The sequence below is a fragment of the Aliiroseovarius sp. genome, assembly GCF_965228805.1.
Classification (GTDB): Bacteria; Pseudomonadota; Alphaproteobacteria; order Rhodobacterales; family Rhodobacteraceae; genus JASBTN01.
Genome location: NZ_CBDDIE010000003.1, coordinates 707,616 through 724,787, shown reverse-complemented (window position 1 = coordinate 724,787; position 17,172 = coordinate 707,616). Strand labels below are relative to the sequence as shown.

17 protein-coding genes and 1 pseudogene are annotated in these 17,172 nt (G+C 62.9%); 7 read left to right on the top strand and 11 right to left on the bottom strand.

Going from position 1 to position 17,172, the window contains the following annotated elements; all coding sequences use genetic code 11:
• Positions 1-6: 6 nt before the first annotated feature.
• Complete coding sequence (locus ACO07D_RS04710) at positions 7-621, top strand: hypothetical protein (protein WP_421701804.1); 615 nt, start codon at positions 7-9, stop codon at positions 619-621.
• A 509-nt stretch (positions 622-1,130) separates the two neighbouring features.
• Positions 1,131-1,631, top strand: a complete 501-nt coding sequence (locus ACO07D_RS04705) for a hypothetical protein (RefSeq protein WP_421701803.1) — start codon at positions 1,131-1,133, stop codon at positions 1,629-1,631.
• 74 nt (positions 1,632-1,705) lie between these two features.
• Here the strand turns inward: ACO07D_RS04705 and ACO07D_RS04700 are convergent, their stop codons facing one another.
• Positions 1,706-1,906, bottom strand: a complete 201-nt coding sequence (locus ACO07D_RS04700; RefSeq protein ID WP_421701802.1) for a hypothetical protein — start codon at positions 1,904-1,906, stop codon at positions 1,706-1,708.
• A gap of 115 nt (positions 1,907-2,021) precedes the next feature.
• Here ACO07D_RS04700 and ACO07D_RS04695 point away from each other — a divergent pair, with 115 nt between their 5' ends.
• Entirely contained in the window at positions 2,022-2,630 is a 609-nt protein-coding gene (locus ACO07D_RS04695; RefSeq protein ID WP_421701801.1) for a DJ-1/PfpI family protein, read from the top strand.
• Here the strand turns inward: ACO07D_RS04695 and ACO07D_RS04690 are convergent.
• Together ACO07D_RS04690 and ACO07D_RS04685 are read right to left on the bottom strand one after the other, a co-directional pair.
• Positions 2,631-3,194 (bottom strand): annotated as a pseudogene (locus tag ACO07D_RS04690) (aldehyde dehydrogenase family protein). It abuts the gene before it with no gap.
• 263 nt (positions 3,195-3,457) lie between these two features.
• Positions 3,458-4,438, bottom strand: a complete 981-nt coding sequence (locus tag ACO07D_RS04685; protein WP_421701800.1) for a GlxA family transcriptional regulator — start codon at positions 4,436-4,438, stop codon at positions 3,458-3,460.
• A gap of 81 nt (positions 4,439-4,519) precedes the next feature.
• Here ACO07D_RS04685 and ACO07D_RS04680 point away from each other — a divergent pair, with 81 nt between their 5' ends.
• The 4 genes from ACO07D_RS04680 to ACO07D_RS04665 all read left to right on the top strand — a co-directional run bounded on the left by ACO07D_RS04680 (position 4,520) and on the right by ACO07D_RS04665 (position 8,960).
• Complete coding sequence (locus ACO07D_RS04680) at positions 4,520-5,713, top strand: TauD/TfdA family dioxygenase (RefSeq protein WP_421701799.1); 1,194 nt, start codon at positions 4,520-4,522, stop codon at positions 5,711-5,713.
• Positions 5,710-7,773, top strand: coding sequence for an acetate--CoA ligase family protein (locus ACO07D_RS04675; protein ID WP_421701798.1), 2,064 nt, complete (start codon positions 5,710-5,712; stop codon positions 7,771-7,773). The genes ACO07D_RS04680 and ACO07D_RS04675 overlap by 4 nt, the downstream gene beginning before the upstream one ends.
• Before the next feature lie 3 nt (positions 7,774-7,776).
• The gene (locus ACO07D_RS04670) at positions 7,777-8,598 is read left to right on the top strand and encodes an enoyl-CoA hydratase/isomerase family protein (protein WP_421701797.1); all 822 of its coding nucleotides are present in this window, start codon (positions 7,777-7,779) and stop codon (positions 8,596-8,598) included.
• Positions 8,599-8,675: 77 nt separating this feature from the next.
• Entirely contained in the window at positions 8,676-8,960 is a 285-nt protein-coding gene (locus tag ACO07D_RS04665; RefSeq protein WP_421704987.1) for a LysR substrate-binding domain-containing protein, read from the top strand.
• A gap of 268 nt (positions 8,961-9,228) precedes the next feature.
• Here the strand turns inward: ACO07D_RS04665 and ACO07D_RS04660 are convergent, their stop codons facing one another.
• The 8 genes from ACO07D_RS04660 to ACO07D_RS04625 form a co-directional block, all read right to left on the bottom strand.
• The gene (locus tag ACO07D_RS04660; protein ID WP_421701796.1) at positions 9,229-9,738 is read right to left on the bottom strand and encodes an NAD-dependent epimerase/dehydratase family protein; all 510 of its coding nucleotides are present in this window, start codon (positions 9,736-9,738) and stop codon (positions 9,229-9,231) included.
• A 360-nt stretch (positions 9,739-10,098) separates the two neighbouring features.
• Positions 10,099-11,058, bottom strand: coding sequence for a hypothetical protein (locus tag ACO07D_RS04655; RefSeq protein ID WP_421701795.1), 960 nt, complete (start codon positions 11,056-11,058; stop codon positions 10,099-10,101).
• Positions 10,997-12,190, bottom strand: coding sequence for a calcium-binding protein (locus ACO07D_RS04650; protein ID WP_421701794.1), 1,194 nt, complete (start codon positions 12,188-12,190; stop codon positions 10,997-10,999). The genes ACO07D_RS04655 and ACO07D_RS04650 overlap by 62 nt, the downstream gene beginning before the upstream one ends.
• On the bottom strand, positions 12,187-12,306 hold the full coding sequence (locus tag ACO07D_RS04645; RefSeq protein WP_421704986.1) for a hypothetical protein: 120 nt from the start codon (positions 12,304-12,306) through the stop codon (positions 12,187-12,189). The genes ACO07D_RS04650 and ACO07D_RS04645 overlap by 4 nt, the downstream gene beginning before the upstream one ends.
• A gap of 239 nt (positions 12,307-12,545) precedes the next feature.
• Positions 12,546-13,856 (bottom strand): calcium-binding protein, encoded by a 1,311-nt coding sequence (locus tag ACO07D_RS04640; protein ID WP_421701793.1) that lies wholly within the window; start codon positions 13,854-13,856, stop codon positions 12,546-12,548.
• Positions 13,857-14,069: 213 nt separating this feature from the next.
• Positions 14,070-15,173 (bottom strand): calcium-binding protein, encoded by a 1,104-nt coding sequence (locus tag ACO07D_RS04635; RefSeq protein ID WP_421701792.1) that lies wholly within the window; start codon positions 15,171-15,173, stop codon positions 14,070-14,072.
• Between the two features lie 118 nt (positions 15,174-15,291).
• Positions 15,292-16,527 (bottom strand): mandelate racemase/muconate lactonizing enzyme family protein, encoded by a 1,236-nt coding sequence (locus ACO07D_RS04630; RefSeq protein WP_421701791.1) that lies wholly within the window; start codon positions 16,525-16,527, stop codon positions 15,292-15,294.
• A 12-nt stretch (positions 16,528-16,539) separates the two neighbouring features.
• Positions 16,540-17,142, bottom strand: a complete 603-nt coding sequence (locus tag ACO07D_RS04625; protein ID WP_421701790.1) for an ureidoglycolate lyase — start codon at positions 17,140-17,142, stop codon at positions 16,540-16,542.
• Positions 17,143-17,172: the final 30 nt, after the last annotated feature.

Here is a 17,172-nt window from a genome sequence, read left to right as displayed (position 1 = left end):
CACACCGTGATCGATTTCACAGCTATTCCGCTGTATTCGCCGCCCCCAGATTGGATCAACTCACTCGGCGTGCCCTCGGGTGCGGGGAACCGTCAAGCGCCGCAAACCGCGTCAATGTCTTCTATCAAACGAGTGCGCTCTGACCTGCCTCCGGAGATGATCCAGAAAAAGGCTGACCCTGCGGGGTTGGAAAGCCTTTTCCGGGTAGATGGCAAAGATGCCGACCTGAGAGAATTGCCCCGTGAGGTTTATTGGTTGAAGTTGCCCGGCAGCCACCAGATCCGCCACCATTACTTCTGGCAGCAGCCCGATCCCCATCCCTCGCTCCAATGCCTCGCGGCATATTCTGGCAGGGTGATTGCTGCCCCCAAGCTCATGAGGAAAACGATAGCGACTGTCGAAAACGGCTTGGAGTTCATTGTGCTTTCTCCTTCCCAATACACAGGCATCCTCTGCCAACTAGGGGGGGCAAGCGGACTTCTCCATTTTTCTGTGGGAAAACGTCGCAGCAACTGCCGGTTCGAAACGGTCCTTCACGTCGTCTTTCGTTCCCTCACATCAAGCCGTCATGCTGCCTACGAGAATAGAGTTGGCAAATTGTGTGGCCGTTGCAATGGTTGAACGTCGTATTTCTACTTCACGAGTTTCCCGCCGTCGGGGCCAAGACCGAGACGCAAAAAAGGATCGACAAGCTCCAGGTCGTAGATCTCAGAGAAAACAAAATAGTCCGGTGCTTGAGGTCCAACGTGTGGGGCTGTTCTTTCTGGCGCTACAGGTGTCGGATCAGGTGCGGACCCGAAGGAAGTTCTTGAGGACGGGAAGGCGGCTTTGGGGGCGCCTGCACCACTTGTAGCTTTTTCGGATCATGCACAGTCATTGGACACCCCTATTTGTCTGGGCACATTTTGGTGGGGTCGGCTTGAAAAGGGTTTTGGTGACGGCGACTCTAAGCGACCATTGGTTTCAAAGGGCAAGCAGGGCGCTGAACGAGAGTAAATTGCCGCAAATTGCTGCGGTCATTGCGAACGCAATTGAGCATTCACGACTGTGCGTAAGTGCACTTGGGTCGCATCGACTATCCAGCATGACCGGAACTAAGCTACTGAGAAACTGAATTTAGGGGAAATGTAATGAAGTTTGTGAAACTAGCGATAATGGCCTTGCTGGGAGGTGTCGGACAAGCGGCTGCAGACCCAATTACCGAAGCCAGTTTCGTGACGGGGCTTAGTGTTTGCTTGAATTTCGGCAACGACGCCTGGTTCGCGGCCGACCGTCTCGAAGGTGCTGGTTGGCATGGGCAATATGATGACTACTATCAAGCCAAAATCTATACGAGCCCGGACGGCTCGGCTTGGGTCATTCCGCCGGGTGAAGGAGACGGGTTCCCTGCGTGGTGCACGGTGTTCAGCAGTTCTGTTGGACCAGACTATGCAGAGTTTGCTGTACGCTCGGTCCTTGCCAGCATCGACCTGGGATTTTCAGAATATGACAATGAAGGGTGTTATGGGTTCCACACCGCGTTGAGGCAGCAGATATTGGTGTACTCTGACGGGCAAGACGACTTCTGCAATGACCCTACCAGTGCTCGGGTCAATGTTATTTGGCATTCAGACCCCGTTGCAGGGCAATGATTTCGGCCCCTTAGGCGGAACACACAACCACTCCAGGGCTAACACCAGTGCCTGTTTCAGAGAGTCCTAAGGCTCTACCAGGACTCTCGCCGACTGCGCAAAATAAGATGGTAGGTTGTCTTGCCAACGTCCGGTTGGCGATGCCGCAGGGCGTGGCGGATCGCGTCAAAGTCCAACAGCCAGTCGATCCGGCGCAAAAGGTGGCCCTGGGGGACATGATCCTCGATCCGAAACCGATAGAACAGGTTCTCCTGCGTCTCCAGCAGTCCCATCATCGCCCGATCCTCCCCGCCGATAAGGCAAGTGAATCAGTGATTTGTGGGTGGATCAAGGGATTGGGCACCGATAGCATGCAGGTAAATGATTGAGACAGAACTTTAGGTGACTGCTATGCGACGTGTTGGCGCTTTGATCTTCCCAGGTTTTGAACTGCTCGATCTGTTCGGGCCGCTTGAGATGTTCGGGTTGCTCAAAGATGACTTTGACCTCCAACTGGTCGCAGAGACCTCTGAACCCGTTGCAAGCAATCAGCAGGTGCGCGCCAATCCGGACGTGACGTTCAAAGATGCAGATCGCTTTGATGTCCTGTTCGTTCCTGGAGGCATGGGAACACGCCGAGAGGTGAGCAACATGGCTCTCTTGGATTGGATCAGGACCGTATCGGAACCGGCGGAGTATGTCCTGAGTGTGTGTACCGGCAGTTTACTTCTCGCCGGTGCGGGAGTTCTGGACGGGCGGCGCGCAACGACGAATAAAGCCGCATTCACCAAAATTGCGGATCAATATCCGAAGGTCGATTGGGTGAAGCAAGCTCGATGGGTGGAGGACGATAAATTCATCACCTCGTCCGGTGTCTCAGCCGGGATGGATATGGCTTTGAGCGCAATCGCTTTGATGCACGACCATGAGACTGCCGAAAAGGTCGCAACATGGAGCGAGTATGACTGGCACCAAGACAAACATTGGGACCCGTTCGCAAAGAAACATGGCCTCGTCTAATCAGGCCGAGTTTTTCACCAGTATCGACCGTTTTTGACCGGGCACGCTTTGCAAGAAGGGGAACTTGGTACGGCGGCGGTGAATGCCCCATTTCCCATGCGCACGCGACTGGCCTGACATTTTCATCCCGCCGAAAGGGCTACGTGCGGCAAGGCCTGCGCCGTTGATGTGAACCATGCCAGCCTGAAGTGATCGTTGCATGTGTTCCTGCCGGGACGGGTCATGGGTTTGCACGTATGCCGCAAGGCCTTAGGGCGTATCATTTGCAATCTCAATTGCCTCTTGCTCGGTTTCAAATGGCATAATGCAGAGCGCCGGTCCGAGAATCTCTTCCCGTGCGATGCTCATGTCATTGTTGACCTCCGCGAAAACGGTAGGGCGCACGAAATACCCAACACTGAGCCCCTCAGGACGACCTGTGCCGCCAGCAACCAGCCGCGCTTCTGATGTACCTTTTGCGATAAATCCCTGTACTTTCTCAAACTGGGCCGCGGACGCCAAAGGGCCAAGGTGAGAGCCTTCCAAACTCGGCGCATTGACGGATTTCTTGTCAGCCAGTTCCACGGTGTGATCAGCGCGCAACCCCCGACTGGGTCCCTTAAACACTCAGTGGGGGTTAACCCATCCGCAATGGTCTCGGACAATTCGCAATGCTGCACAAAGCATGAATGTCCGGTCTGGTGAAGCTGCACCGCAGCGCTTGGCCAAGACGCGCAGGGCAGGTAAGGACCGTTCCCGTTGAGATTGCGAAGCGCTCTGGGCGGTTGAAGGACACTCTCTGCGAATGTTGCACATGTCTGCATTCCGCGTGACAGCAACACACCTGTCTACTGTCCCGATGAGCCCGGCGCCCTTTCATTCACCCTGTCTTCCGTCGCGGTCAATCCGAACTGTCGCCGGTAGGCCCGGGCAAAGCTTTCCGGATTGTCGAAACCGCAGGCAGCCGAGATGTCGCTGACGCGCAGGCTGGAGTTGCGCAGGAGGTTGCGCGCCTCCGACAGGCGCAGCCCGCGGTAGTAGGTCGCGGGGCTGGCCTTCAGATAGTGTTTGAACAGCCGCCCAAGGGTCCAGACCGGCACGCCGACCCGACTGGCGATTTCGGTGATCGGCAGGGGCTGATCCAGGGTGGCCAGCATCAGGTCCACCGCCCGGGCCAGGTTGCGGTCCAGCCGCGCAAGCGAGGTATCGGTCAACAGTTTCTGCTGCGGCCCGTCATGGCCGGTGGGCCGGTAGGTCAGGATCTCGGCCACACGCTTTGCCAGGTCCTGCCCGTTGAACCGCGCGATCAGGCCCAACGTCATGTCGAAGGTCGCCACCCCTCCCGCGCTGGAGCAGCGTTGGCCCGACAGGTTGAACAGGCGGTCAACGAACATTTCCTCGGCGAACTGTTCACGAAAGCCGCGTAGGGCTTCGAAATGCACGGCGGCGGGCACGCGCGACAGCAGCCCGGCCTCGGCAAAGATCAGCGCGCCGGTGTCGACACAGCCCATGACGGCCCCTGCCCGGGCGCGCCGTTTCAGCCAGCTCAGCAGGGCGGGCACGAGCGAGGATTCGGGCCGGTAGGAGGACAGCAACAGGACCACGTCGGATGGGCTGTCATCCAGGGGCTCGGTGTCGACCTGCATGCCGCTGGAGCTCACCATCGGCCCGCCCCCGATCGACAGGAAACGCCAGCGCCACAGGTGTTCGACGCTTTCCCGGTTGGCCACGCGAAGCGGTTCCGTGACCAGGGTCAGGGACAGGATGGGAAAGGTCTCGGTCAGCACGATATCAACGGTGGGCAGGGCGGTTGCCTCCTGGTTTTGCAAGATACTGTCAAGAAGTTGCGAATTGAGGTCAAGGTGAATTGCGATTTGCGCGCTACCGTTTCGGGAAACGGAGGACACCGCATGACAGATCTGCCCTGGACACCGGATTTCGACAGCTGGCCCATCACCCATGGCGCGATGGCGACGACGCATACCGGGGACGTGCTCAGCGTGACCTGGTCGGATGGGGCGACCAGCCAGTATCACGCGCTGCTCTTGCGCGAAAACAGCGCAGATCCCGCGACGATCCACCCCAAGGCGCGCGAGATGTGCCTGTCGCCCTGTGCGATCCCGCCAGAGCTGGAGATCTGCGCGGCCGGGGTCGAGGACAACGGCGCCATCTGGGTGCGCTTCAGCGATGCGACCCGCAGCGCCTTTCACCCCGGCTGGCTGCGTGGCATCGCCTGGTTCGGTGAAGAGCAGCCGCCCGCGCCGGTCCTGTGGCGCGGCGAGGACCAGCCCGAACCGCCCAGTTTCGACGGGCCCGAGGCGCTGAGTGACCCGGCCGTGTTCCTGCAATGGTTGGAGGCGCTGCGCGATTACGGCGTGGCGCGGCTGCGCGGCCTGCCGCAGGAAGACGGTCTGCTGGAGCGGATCGTCACGCGCATCGGCCCGGTGCGCGAAAGCAACTTCGGTCGCCAGTACACGCTGGAGATCAAGGATGATCCCGACAGCCAGGCCTTTACATCGGACATGCTGTTGCAGCATATCGACCTGCCCACGCGCGAGACCCCGCACGGGTTGCAGTTCCTGTACACGCGCGACAACACAACCACGGGCGGCGAAGGGCTCTATGCGGATGCCTACCGGATCGCCGAGGACATGCGGCTGGAAGAGCCTGCGCATTTCCATTCGCTGGTCACGGATGTCTGGGAATACAGCAATCGCGCGCGCGGGTCGGATTATCGTGGCTGGGGACCGGTGGTGGAAACGGACCCGGCGGGGCACATCACCGGAATCCGCTACAACACTTTCCTGCGCGCACCGCTGAAGGCGCCGGTCCATGTGCAGCGCCGGGCCTACAAGGCCTATCGCGCCTTCTGTGCCCGCGCCCAGGATGCCCGCTACCTGATGGCCTTCCGCTATGCCCCCGGAGACCTTCTGGCCTTTGACAACCGCCGTGCCCTGCATGGGCGGGCCGGTTACGAGGCCAAGGGTGGCACGCGGTTCATCGAAGGCATCTATGCCGACCGCGACGACCTTCAGTCACGCATTCGTACCCTGAGACGGCAGATGCGTGCCGAAGCCGAGGCAGGTGCCGGGGTCGGGGCATGAGCCGGGCGGACCGGCTGCGCAGGCTTCTGGCACCGCAGCGGGTGGCTTGGATCGGCGGTGGCGGCATCGCCCCGGCCATCGCCAACATGCGGGCCAACGGCTTTGCCGGTGCGGCACTGGCGGTCAACCCGAAACGGGCCGAGATCGGCGGCCTGCCCTGTGTCGCCTCGGTGAACGATCTGCCCTGGGTGCCGGACCTCGCGGTGCTGGTGATCCCGAAAGAGGCCGTGGTCGACATGGTCGCGGCCCTGTCGCGCATCGGCTGTGGCGGTGTGATCTGCATCACCTCGGGCTTTTCCGAAAGCGCCGATGGGGCCGCGCGCGAGGCGTCCCTGATCGCCGCGGCGGGCGAGATGCCGGTGATCGGGCCGAACTGTCCGGGGGTGGCCAACTTCCTGGATGGCGGCGCCTTCATGATGGACCATTTCGGACATCATGCGCCGGAAAGGGGAGTCGCCGTGATCTCCAACGGCGGGGCCTACCTGTCTGACCTGGGCTGTGCCGACCGCGCGCAGCCCATCGCCTATCTGATCGGACTGGGCAACCAGGCGATGGTCGACGTGGCCGACATGCTGGACGTGGTGCTGGACGACGAACGCGTCACCGCCGTGAACATCTATTTCGAAGCGCTGCCCGATGCCGCAGCGCTGAGCCGGGCGGCAGCCAAGGCGGCGCGCAGGGGCATTCCCGTCGTGGCGATCAAGGGGGGGCGGTCCGCGGCTGGCATGCGCGCGGCGCAGTCGCACACGGCCTCGCTGGCTGGCGATGCGGTGATTGCCTCGGCCCTGTTCCGGCGTTTCGGCTGGATCGAGGTCGACACCCCGTCCGAGGCAATCGAAACCCTGAAGATGCTGAGCTTCACACAGGTGCCGAAGGGTGCAAGGACCGGTTTCGTGACCTCGTCGGGCTCCTATGCGGTGCTGGGTGGGGACATGGCGGAACGGCTGGGGCTGCGCATGGAGCCGCCCTCGCAGGGCACCGCCCCGGCAATCGACGCGGCCCTGCCGCCCTATGTGGGCCCGGCCAACCCTCTGGACATCTCGGACGCGCATGGCTGGGCGCGAGAGGAACAGCTGCCGATCTACCAGGCCTTTGCGCGGGATGATTACGACCTGTTTGTGCAGGTGATGTGCTATCCGCCCGAAGGGGGCTGGGACATGTCGACCTGGGACGCGACCACCGCAGCCATGGCTGAGGCCGCCGGGGGCCGCCCCGTCGCCTTCGTCAACACCCTGGCTGAAGCTCTGCCGCCCCAAGCCCGCGCGCGCATGATTGCCGCTGGCATGGCGCCGTTGCAAGGGTTGGAGGACGGGCTGCGCGCGGTATCCCATGCGGCGGCCTATGGGGCGCGGCGGGACACATTGGACCCCAACGCCATGATCCTGAACACAGAAGACAGTGCCCGGCCTGGCGGGCAAGGCCGGACATTGAGCGAAGCCGAGGCCAAGGCGCGCCTGGCCCGGGCCGGTCTGGACGTGCCACGCCAACGGGTGGTGGCGGGAACAGGGGCAGGGGGCTTGCCCGACCTCCCCGGACCGGTGGCGTTGAAGGCCCTGGTGCCTGGGCTATTGCACAAGACCGAGGCAGGCGCCGTGGCGCTGGATATATCGTCGGCGGACCTGCCCGGCGCGATCTCCGCAATGGCGGACCGGCTGGAGGCGCAGGACCTGACACCTGCGGGTTTCCTGGTCGAAGAGATGATCCCAGCCCCTGTGGCCGAATTGCTGGTCGGCTTGCGTCGGGTCGAGGGGATCGGCCTGGTCCTGACCCTGGCCGTGGGCGGTGTCGCGGTCGAGCTGATGGGCGACAGCGCCACCCTGATCCTGCCCGCCCCGCGCGGCGAGGTCGAAACCGCCCTGCGCGGACTGAAACTCGCGCCGCTTCTGACCGGCTATCGCGGTCGCCCCGCCGTGCCAATGGACAGGGTACTCGACGCGATCGAGGCCCTGGCCGCCCATGTCCGCAGCTATCCGGACATCACCGAGCTTGAAATCAACCCCCTGCTTCTGACCGAAACCCGCGCCGTCGTCGCCGACGCGGTGCTGACCCTGAAAGGCTGACCCATGACCACCTATGACCACCTGATCTACGAGGTCGATGCCGACCATATCTGCTGGCTGACCCTGAACCGGCCGGAGAAGCTGAACGCGATGAACCTGAAGCTGATCGGCGAGCTGCAGGCAGGGCTGGAGCGCGCCGATGCGGATGACGATGTGAACGTGATTGTCATCCAGGGGGCCGGGCGCGGTTTCTGCGCGGGCCATGACCTGGACGAGGATGCGGAAGAGGACCGCAGCTCGATCTATGAGTACCGGGCCCACTATTTTAAACAGTTCGATGAGTTCACCACCCCCTGGCGCGTGACCAAGCCGGTGATCGCCAGCGTGAACTCCATCGCCATCGGCAAGGGGTTCGAGCTGAGCCTCTTCTGTGATATCACCATCGCCAGCGATGACACGCGCATCGGCTACAACGAGGTGCGTTACGGTATCTCGGGCCACTGCATGTTCCTGCCCTGGCTGGTGAACATGAAGACCGCCAAGGACCTGCTGCTGACCGGGCGCGAGCTGACCGCCGCCGAGGCCAAGGAGATGGGGCTGATCACCGAGGTCGTGCCGCTGGCCGAGCTGAAGGAGGCCACGCACAGGAAAGCCCTTCTGATGGCGCGGATGCCGCGTGAGATGCAGCGCATGCACAAGATGTATCTGAACCGGGTCTACGAGATGCAGGGGCTGAAGACGGCCACGGATTATTACCTGGAACAGGTCGCGATCATGGGCGCCCAGCCGGTGCCGGAATACGAGGCGTTTTCCCGTTCCACCATCGAAAAGGGTCTGAAAGCCACGTTGGCCGAAGCCAACGCGCGCTATGAAGGATTGGACTGACGTCCACAGGTGCGTTGGTCCGCGCGTCGGGTCCTGCGTTCGAGCATCTGGCCGATGGGTTCGAAAGCGCCCGCACGGTGGGGCATGCGGCACGAGGTACGCGGACGCTCGCGGTGCCCGAACTTGCTTACCACTTGCTGCTCGTCAAGCATCTGCCGTCCTTTCAACGGCTTTACCCGGAGATCCAGGTGGAGATTTCCCTGACGGACGCACTGTCGGACATCCTGCAGGAGGAGCTGCACGCAGGGTTCCGACTGGGCGGATTGGCGGCGCCCGACATGATTTCCTTCAGCCTGACCGATCCCTTGAGCACCGCGGTGGTGGCCAACCCGTCCTACCTGAACGAACACGGCAGGCCGTAACTTCGCACGGACCTGCTGTCGCATAATTGCCTGCGCTACCGGTTCCAGAGTTCCGGCCAACTGGCCCCCTGGACCTTCTCCGGCACCGATGGTGTCTACCCGGTGGATGCGCCCGGCAGTCTGGTGGTAAATTCCCTACCGGTCACGATCGAAATGGCCGCCGAGGGGCTGGGCCTTGCCTATTCCTTCCGCACCTACTGCGAGGCTGCGCTGATCAGCGGCAGGGGCAAAGGGGGCCTGACCGACCACAGGAAAACCATGCCGGGCATCAATATCTACGTTCCCAAGGATACCGCGCCCATGTGCCGCTGCGCCTACTCATGCAGCACCTCAAACGGGGCAGAATCATGGACTGACACAGCCGTTGCCGTGAGCAGACAGATCTGCCCGGCGGAACACCGGGGCCATCGAGTAGATTTCCTTGTACCGCGAGCGTTACTGCGACTCCGAGGTTGGCGCCACAAGTCGAGTTCAACTGGCCGTTCAGGGTGCGGTCGAAATCGGCGTCCCCCATTGTGGCCAGTGCGGCCATGACGCCGTCGCCCGCCACGCTGATGATCGCATCCAGCGTGGCGGTCTTTGCAAACAGCGCGCGCAGGCTGGCCGGGTCGGGCATGTCGACATGTAATTCGCGCGACTTGCGCGAGGTTGCGATCAGGTCTTGGGCGGTTGACAGGGCGTGCGCGACCGCGCGACCGATCATGCCGGGCGCTCCGACAAGAAGGATCTTCCTAGGGGCGCTCCGATGTGTTGGGCGTGTGCTCGAAGGTTGTTGCAAAGGTTTTCAACGGCGCCTCTTTGGCGCTGCCCAGAAGCGGCGGGCCGTGCGAGGGCAACAGATGCCGGAAGTTCAGCGCCGCTCGGTTTAACGCATCCACCGCGCACTTGGTAATTCTTACTGCTCCGCTTATTTCATCTCCTGCTGGCACACACGTGGCACATGCGGACCTTGCAATCCCATGCAACAGGGTGAAGCTCGAACCCGCATATTCTACTTATAAAACATGGAGATATGATACGCCATGCAAGGCTGTGCGGCGTGGGTGAAATAGCACGCCGACAGGTTTCTAATCAGCAGGTTGAGGGGTCGAGCCCTCCAGGGATCGCCAGTTCACCACGAACGCAAAAGCCTCAAAGCTCAGCGGGCCAGGGTAATCGCAGTTGGATCCAGCCCTGCCGCACCGGCCACTTTCGCGACCTGGAAATCGCCCAAATAGATATCCGCACCCAAGCCATCGGGCCAGGCGACCACGCGCAGCTCGGCGTCGATGTCGTCTCGCAATACATCGTGAACAACCAACTGATCCTCACCTGGGTTGAAGTCGGTGATGGTGACAGGGTCGGGATAGGAACTGCTGGCGGTGAGCGAGTACGTGTCCGCTCCGGCCCCGCCCGTCAGCGTGCCTGCGTAGGCGGACAGGGTGTCATCCCCGTCCCCGCCAAGGGCGATATCGTCGGATCCCGAGCGCCAGCCAAGCTCGATCGTGTCATTGCCAGCCCCGCCGTCGAGGCGCCCCGTGCCCTCGATGATGTCATTGCCTTCGCCGCCGATCAGGTGGCCGTTGCCATCAATCGTGTCATTCCCGGCACCACCGTCGACCACATTGTAGGTCCAGGAGGAGGTGCGCAGGTCGTCATCCTGATCACCGCCGGTGATCGGCGTCGGGTTCGTGCCCAGGATACTCAGGTCCAGACGCACGGCCGCCGGGTCCAGCCCCGCCGCGCCAGTGACCTTGGCAATCAGAATGCCATTCACATAGATATCGGCCCCCGCGCCATCTTCCCAATCGACAACCTGCACCTGGGTGGAGAACGCGCCGAGGTCCCGCACGTCCCACACATCGGAGAACTCCAGCACATCCACGGCCGGGTCGAAATCGGTGATCTCGACTGGACCGCTGTCCGGCCAGGGCATGTAGACGTCGAACGTATCGGCGCCTTCGCCGCCGGTCATCACCAGGCCATGTCCGCCGGAAAGCCTGTCATCCCCGTCCCCACCATCCAGGATGGAGCCCTCGCCGCGCGCATAGAGGTCATCATCGCCCGCCCCCCCCGTCCAACATGCTGGAACCGGTGCCCTTGCTGACAAGAAGGTCATTGCCGTCCCCGCCCAGCATGAGGTCCTGACCATTGCCGCCAATCAGGGTGTCATCGCCTTCGCCGCCGTCCAGCAGGTCGTCACCGTCGGATCCGCTGAGACGGTCGTCGCCGTTGCCGCCCTCAAGCGTGTCATGGCCCGCGCCGCCGTAAAGGGTGTCATCCCCGCCCGTGCCGACCAAGGTTTCGTTCCACGGCAGGTCGGGGACCCCCAGGACAACCGTATCGGGGTCCAGCCCGGCAGCGCCTGTGACCTTGGCCACCAGCGTATCCCCCAGGTAGACGTCGGCGCCTGTGCCATCCGGCCAGTCCTCGACCCGCACGGCGCCGGGGTCGGGCAGGGCACGTGGCGTGTCAATGAACAGTGTATCCTCCGCCGGGTCGAAATCATGGATTTCGGGGACCTGCGGGCTGCCTTCGTGGTCCAGCACGAATGTATCCGCGCCGCTGCCGCCATAGGCCACGACGCTGTCTTCCGGCAGGTCATCCGAGTTCAGGATCAGCATGTCATCCCCGGCGCCGCCACGCAGGGTATTGACCTGGCCGTCCTCCTTGGTGTTGCCCCGATAGCTGTCATCCAGAGCCAGCACATCCGCGCCGTCACCACCATCGAGCTCGCCGCTGCCCACAAGCAGGTCGTTCCCGGTTCCACCATTCAGAATCCCAACGCCAGAAAGGTGGTCGTCGCCCGAGCCTCCATTCATGGTGGCCTCACCATACAAGCGGTCGTCGCCTGCGTCGCCATTCAAAGTTGAGCCGAAACTTCTGGTATACAGCGTGTCGTCGCCATCCCCACCGTTCAGGATATTGGCGTCACTGTCGGAGTCGAGGATGGTGTCGTTTCCACCCCCGCCGTAAACTACGTCATTGCCCTTGTCGCCATCCATCCGGTCATCGCCGTCGCCGCCGTGGAGCGTGTCGTCATCCTCTCCGCCGCGCAGGTCGTCGTTTCCCTCGCCGCCATAAAGGGTGTCTTCGCCCTGACCACCCGTCACTATATCATTGCCTGCGTCGCCGAATACGGTGTCGTCGCCCCGGTACCCCCGCACCACGTCGTTACCGCCCCCGCCATGGACCGTGTCATCGCCGCTGCCGCCGCTTAGATCGTCCCGCCCGTCGCCACCGTCGATCACGTTGTTGCCGCCGGCCCTTCGATCAGGTCATCGCCATTGCCACCCTCAAGGATATCGTGACCGCTTGCGCCGTTGATCGTGTCATTCCCATCGCCCCCCCCGCAGGTGGTCCGCAGCCTCCGAACCTTCCATCGTGTCGTTGCCGCTTGTGCCGTCCTCGGGCTCCGGGGCGGAAGAAGAGGACCCGTCTAGAAGAAAGGCCAGACCGGCCAAGGGAAACAGCAGGAGCAGAAGCGATGACATGAAAATACCAGGGGTGAGATTAAACCATGACGCGAAGATGTGAGGTTAACAAACGTCCGTCAAGGGCGCACCATGCGGCATAGTGCGCTGTTTCTCTGCTGGAAAATACTGTTCAGGATACCGAAACAGTTACGCTTGCCGGATCCATGCCGGCCCCGCCCGTAACCTTTGCCACCAGCACATCGGCCAGGTACACATCCGCGCCGGTTCCGTCAGGCCAATCCACCACCGAAATCTCCAGCGGGCCGGTGTAGTCGTCCGGGTTCAGGCTTCCGTCAATCGCGAGGCTGTCCTCGGCCGGGTTGAAATCGGTGATTGTGGCATGGGTCAGGTGCGGGTCGTATTGCGCGTCCACGACCAGGGTGAAGCTGTCCTGCCCGGAGCCCCCGGTCAGCGTGTCGTTGCCCTGGCTGATGATCTGGTCCCAACCGGCGCCGCCATCCACCGTGCTCCCAGCCTGCAGGTCCGCCAGGTTGCCCTTGCCCGCGGTCGAGATCACGTCGTTGCCCGCGCCACCGCGAATGGTGTTGGTGCCGCGCGAGTCGATGATAGTGTCCGCGCCGCCGTCACCGTTCAACTCGTCATCGCCAGCCCCACCGGCCAGCGTGTCGGCCCCGTCCCCGCCGCTGAGGAAGTCATCGCCTGCCTCGCCGACCAGGTCGTCATTGCCGTCCTGCCCGAACAGGCGGTCATTCCCTTCGCCACCGAATACGGTGTCATTGCCGTCATTGCCGCCCAGCACATCGTCGCCCAACCCGCCCGAGAGCGTGTCATTGCCCTCGTTACCCGAGAGGTTGTCATTGCCGGTGCCGCCATCCAGTTGGTCATTGCCGGAGCCACCGCGCAGGAAGTCATTGCCGCCGCCGCCGTCCAGCCGGTCATCGCCCTCGTCGCCGAACATGGTGTCATTCGCGTCGTCATCGCCGCCGTAGAGCTGGTCATTGCCTTCCCCGCCGTGCAGCCGGTCCTCACCCGCGCCGCCGTCCAGCCGGTCGTCGCCGTCGCCGCCCTGGAGTTCATCAAAGAAATCGCCGCCGTTCAGGATGTCGTTGCCCGCGCCGCCCAGAAGCGTGTCGCGGTCCGCTCCGCCGTTCAGCGTGTCATTGCCTTCGCCGCCCTCAAGCGTATCCCAGCCTTCGCCGCCGGTCAGGGTGTCGTCCCCGTCACCACCCTTCATGGTGTCATCCCCGGTGCCGCCATCGGCCACGTCATCACCACTGCCCGCGATCAACGTGTCATTGCCGTCGTTCAGGTCGTAGATACCGGGGTCGGTTTCGGTGGCATGGTCGAAACTGTCGTCGTCGGCGGTGCCGTCATATTCCTGCGGTTCCGGTTCGGGCTCGGGCTCCGGTTCCACGTCGTCAGACCCGCCGATAAGGGCGAGGCCGAACAGGGCGGGAAGAAGCAGGGCCAAGAACTCCATGACGAACAAACCTTTCAACGCGTTACGCGGCCGCGTCACAGCGCGCCCGGTTCACCCTCACTCAACCATGAAGGTAGGCCGAGGGTCGGGCCGGGGCAAGGAATTTGAAGGGCCGAAGCAGGGCGCGCGCCCAACTGTCGCGCCAAAGGGTTAACGCGGGTGGGCGGATTGGTCGGATTTGTGGCACCAATGGGGCGATGCCAGGCGGGATTGTCACGAATCCCAGAACGTGACATCCGACGGATCGAGCCCCTGGGCACCCGTGACCTCGGCCACGATTCGTCCATCCACCAGGATGTTGGCCCCGGTTCCGTCCTCCCAGTCCTCGACCGTGACCACGTGGTCACCGGCGTCGTCCTTCACCATCAGAACATCTTCGTCCGGCGAGAAGTCTGTGATCTTCACGGCAGCCTCGGGGGCAGCGTTGACCTGGAAGAAGTCGTTGCCCTCACCACCGGTCAGGGTGCCGCCGAAATTGGAGGCCGATAGGATGTCGTTCCCCGCCCCACCGATGCCGGTGTCACCCGCCCAGCCGATCCGGATAAAATCGTCCCCATCCCCGCCATCGACGAGGCTTGCCTGCTCATCGTCATGGCTGTTGATCCGTATGATGTCATCCCCCGCACCACCGTAGATCTGGTTGCTACCTCCGGCGTCGTAAATCTCGTCATCGCCTTCTCCACCGAACAGCTTGTCATCGCCCAAGCCGGCTGTAAGGATATCGTCGCCATCTCCGCCATCCAGCAGGTTATCATGGCTGCCGCCATTAAGTTGGTCCGCGCCATCGCCACCGTATAGCTCGTCGTTCCCGTTGCCGCCGCGCATGATGTCGTTCCCGCCACCACCGATCATGGTGTCGTTGCCATATTCGCCGAACATCCAGTCGCTGGCATCGCCGCCATCCAGCGTGTCATTGCCGTCGCCACCATAGAGATAATCGCGATCCGCACCGCCATAGAGCGTGTCATGGCCTTCGTCGCCGTGAAGGTCGTCATTGCCCTCGCCGCCGTGGATCGTGTCGTGCTGCGCCCCGCCATGAAGCTCGTCATTGCCCCAGCTGCCGTGCAGAGTGTCGCTACCCAGACCGCCGTGGATCGTGTCGTGGCCGCTGCCGCCCAACAGCAGGTCCGCGCCTCGCCCCCCGTCGATCGTATCGCCGCCGCGGCCCCCGTCGATCCTGTCGTCGCCATTGCCGCCTTCCAGGGTATCGGCTCCATCGGTGCCGTCGATTTGCTCGCCATCCGGACCATCGTCGGAAAAGGCGGTCAGGGCGATGCCGACGCCCAGCAGGGCGGGCAGAAGAAACAGGAGCGACATGGCGGCTCTCCAAAGCTAAAATCAACTTATAGTTAAGTTGAAATGAGCGAGTCTGGAAGCGGAAAATGCCCGTGTTTCCGGTCAGGAGACATCGGTTGCCCACCTGCTGGGATTGTTGTCATTCCGTGGCCGGTGCGCCGCCCTGGAAGTCGTTCTCGTCCACGTAATCGCAAGGCGCTTCCTGCATCTCCAGGTGCAGCCCTTCGCCGGTAAAGGGATGGGCGCGCGCCAAGTCCTCGTCGACCTCGATACCCAGGCCCGGCGCGGTGGGGGCGATGATGAACCCGTCCTCCCAGGTGATCGATTGCTTGATCAGCGCCAGGTGGAAATCGCCGCCCTTCTGGATGGTTTCGGCCATCAAGAGGTTGGGGATATTCGCGGCCAGTTGGATGTTCGCGGCCCATTCGATGGGGCCTGCGTAAAGATGTGGGGCCATCTGGGCATTGTAGACCTCGGCCAGGGCGGCGATCTTCTTGGTTTCCAGAATGCCGCCGGACCGTCCCAGCGCCGGTTGCAGGATCGTTGCCGCCCCCTGGCGCAGGACCTCGGCGAACTCGGCCTTGGTGGTCAGACGTTCGCCGGTCGCCACGGGGATCGAGGTGGCAGCGGCGACCTTGGCCATTTCGGGGATATTGTCGGGCGGAATTGGCTCTTCAAACCAAAGCGGCGAATGGGGTTCCAACGCCTGCGCCAGCCGGATTGCCCCGCCGGTCGAGAACTGCCCATGGGTGCCGAACAGCAGGTCCGCGCGGTCGCCCACCGCTTCGCGGATCGCCTTGCAGAAGGCCGCCGAGCGGGAAATGTCGCGCATCGCCGGCATATGCCCGCCGCGCGCCGTGTAGGGTCCGGCGGGGTCGAATTTCACCGCCGTGAACCCGTTCGCCACCATCTGCGCCGCGCATTCGGCGGCGAGATCGGGCGAGGTCCAGAAGTCGCTCATCGACTGGTGGGGCAGGGGGTAGAGATAGGTGTACGACCGGATGCGTTCATTCATCAGCCCACCCATCAGCGCATAGACCGGCCGGTCATGCGCCTTGCCCAGGATGTCCCAGCAGGCGATTTCAAGCCCCGAAAAGGCGCCCATGACGGTGAGGTCGGGGCGCTGGGTAAAGCCGGAGCTGTAAGCGCGGCGGAACATCAGCTCGATGTTCTCCGGGTTCTCGCCCTGCATGTGGCGTTCGAAGACGTCCGTGATGACCGCCCGCATGGCCTCGGGCCCGACCGAGGCGGCATAGACCTCACCCCAGCCCGTGATCCCGCAGGCGGTCGTGAGTTTCACGAAGATCCAGTAGCGGCCACCCCAGCCCGGAGCGGGCGGGGCTGTGACGATTATGTCGAGGTCCTGGAGCTTCATGAGCGGTCCTTTCTACATGTCCTTCACCATGTCTGCCCGAAGCGGGCAGCTCAGGTAAACTCCGAATTCTTTGCCGATGTCGGCGCTGACGCGGGCGTGCACGGCGCCCTGGCGATCCAGGAAGCGTTGGCTGTCCTCGACCGGAAAGATGCCCTCGTGCCAGATGCCGGGGTGGATGTAGAGCCCGCGTGTGCCGTCGCACCAGAAAGCCACGACCTTGTCGGGCGTCAGGTTGTCGCCGGGCAGCGCCGCAGGCACGATGAAGGGCTTGTTGTCCAGCGGCCAGAACATCTGCCCGCCGTCCGGGTGGTAGTTCATGTGCCACAGCAGAACCTGGTCGCGGGGCGCGGTCTGGCGGTCGGTTTGCGCTGTCTGCGGGTCGGCGGACCAGCCCAGAACATAGTGGCCCTTCACCGCCTCGTTCTCGCCGTAGAGCACATCGCCCTGCCAGTCACATTTGAACGTGCCCTCGACCCAGCCACCTTCGTCCCCGGTGCCCTCGTCGATCGGCCGCCAGCCCTGTTGCGGCCAGCGGGTGATCTCGATCTCGAACCCGTCTGGGTCATCGACCAGACAACCGTAGCCTTTCACGCTTTCCTCGGTCGCGCGGATCAACGGGACCTCGTGCCAGGGCAGGGAAGGCTT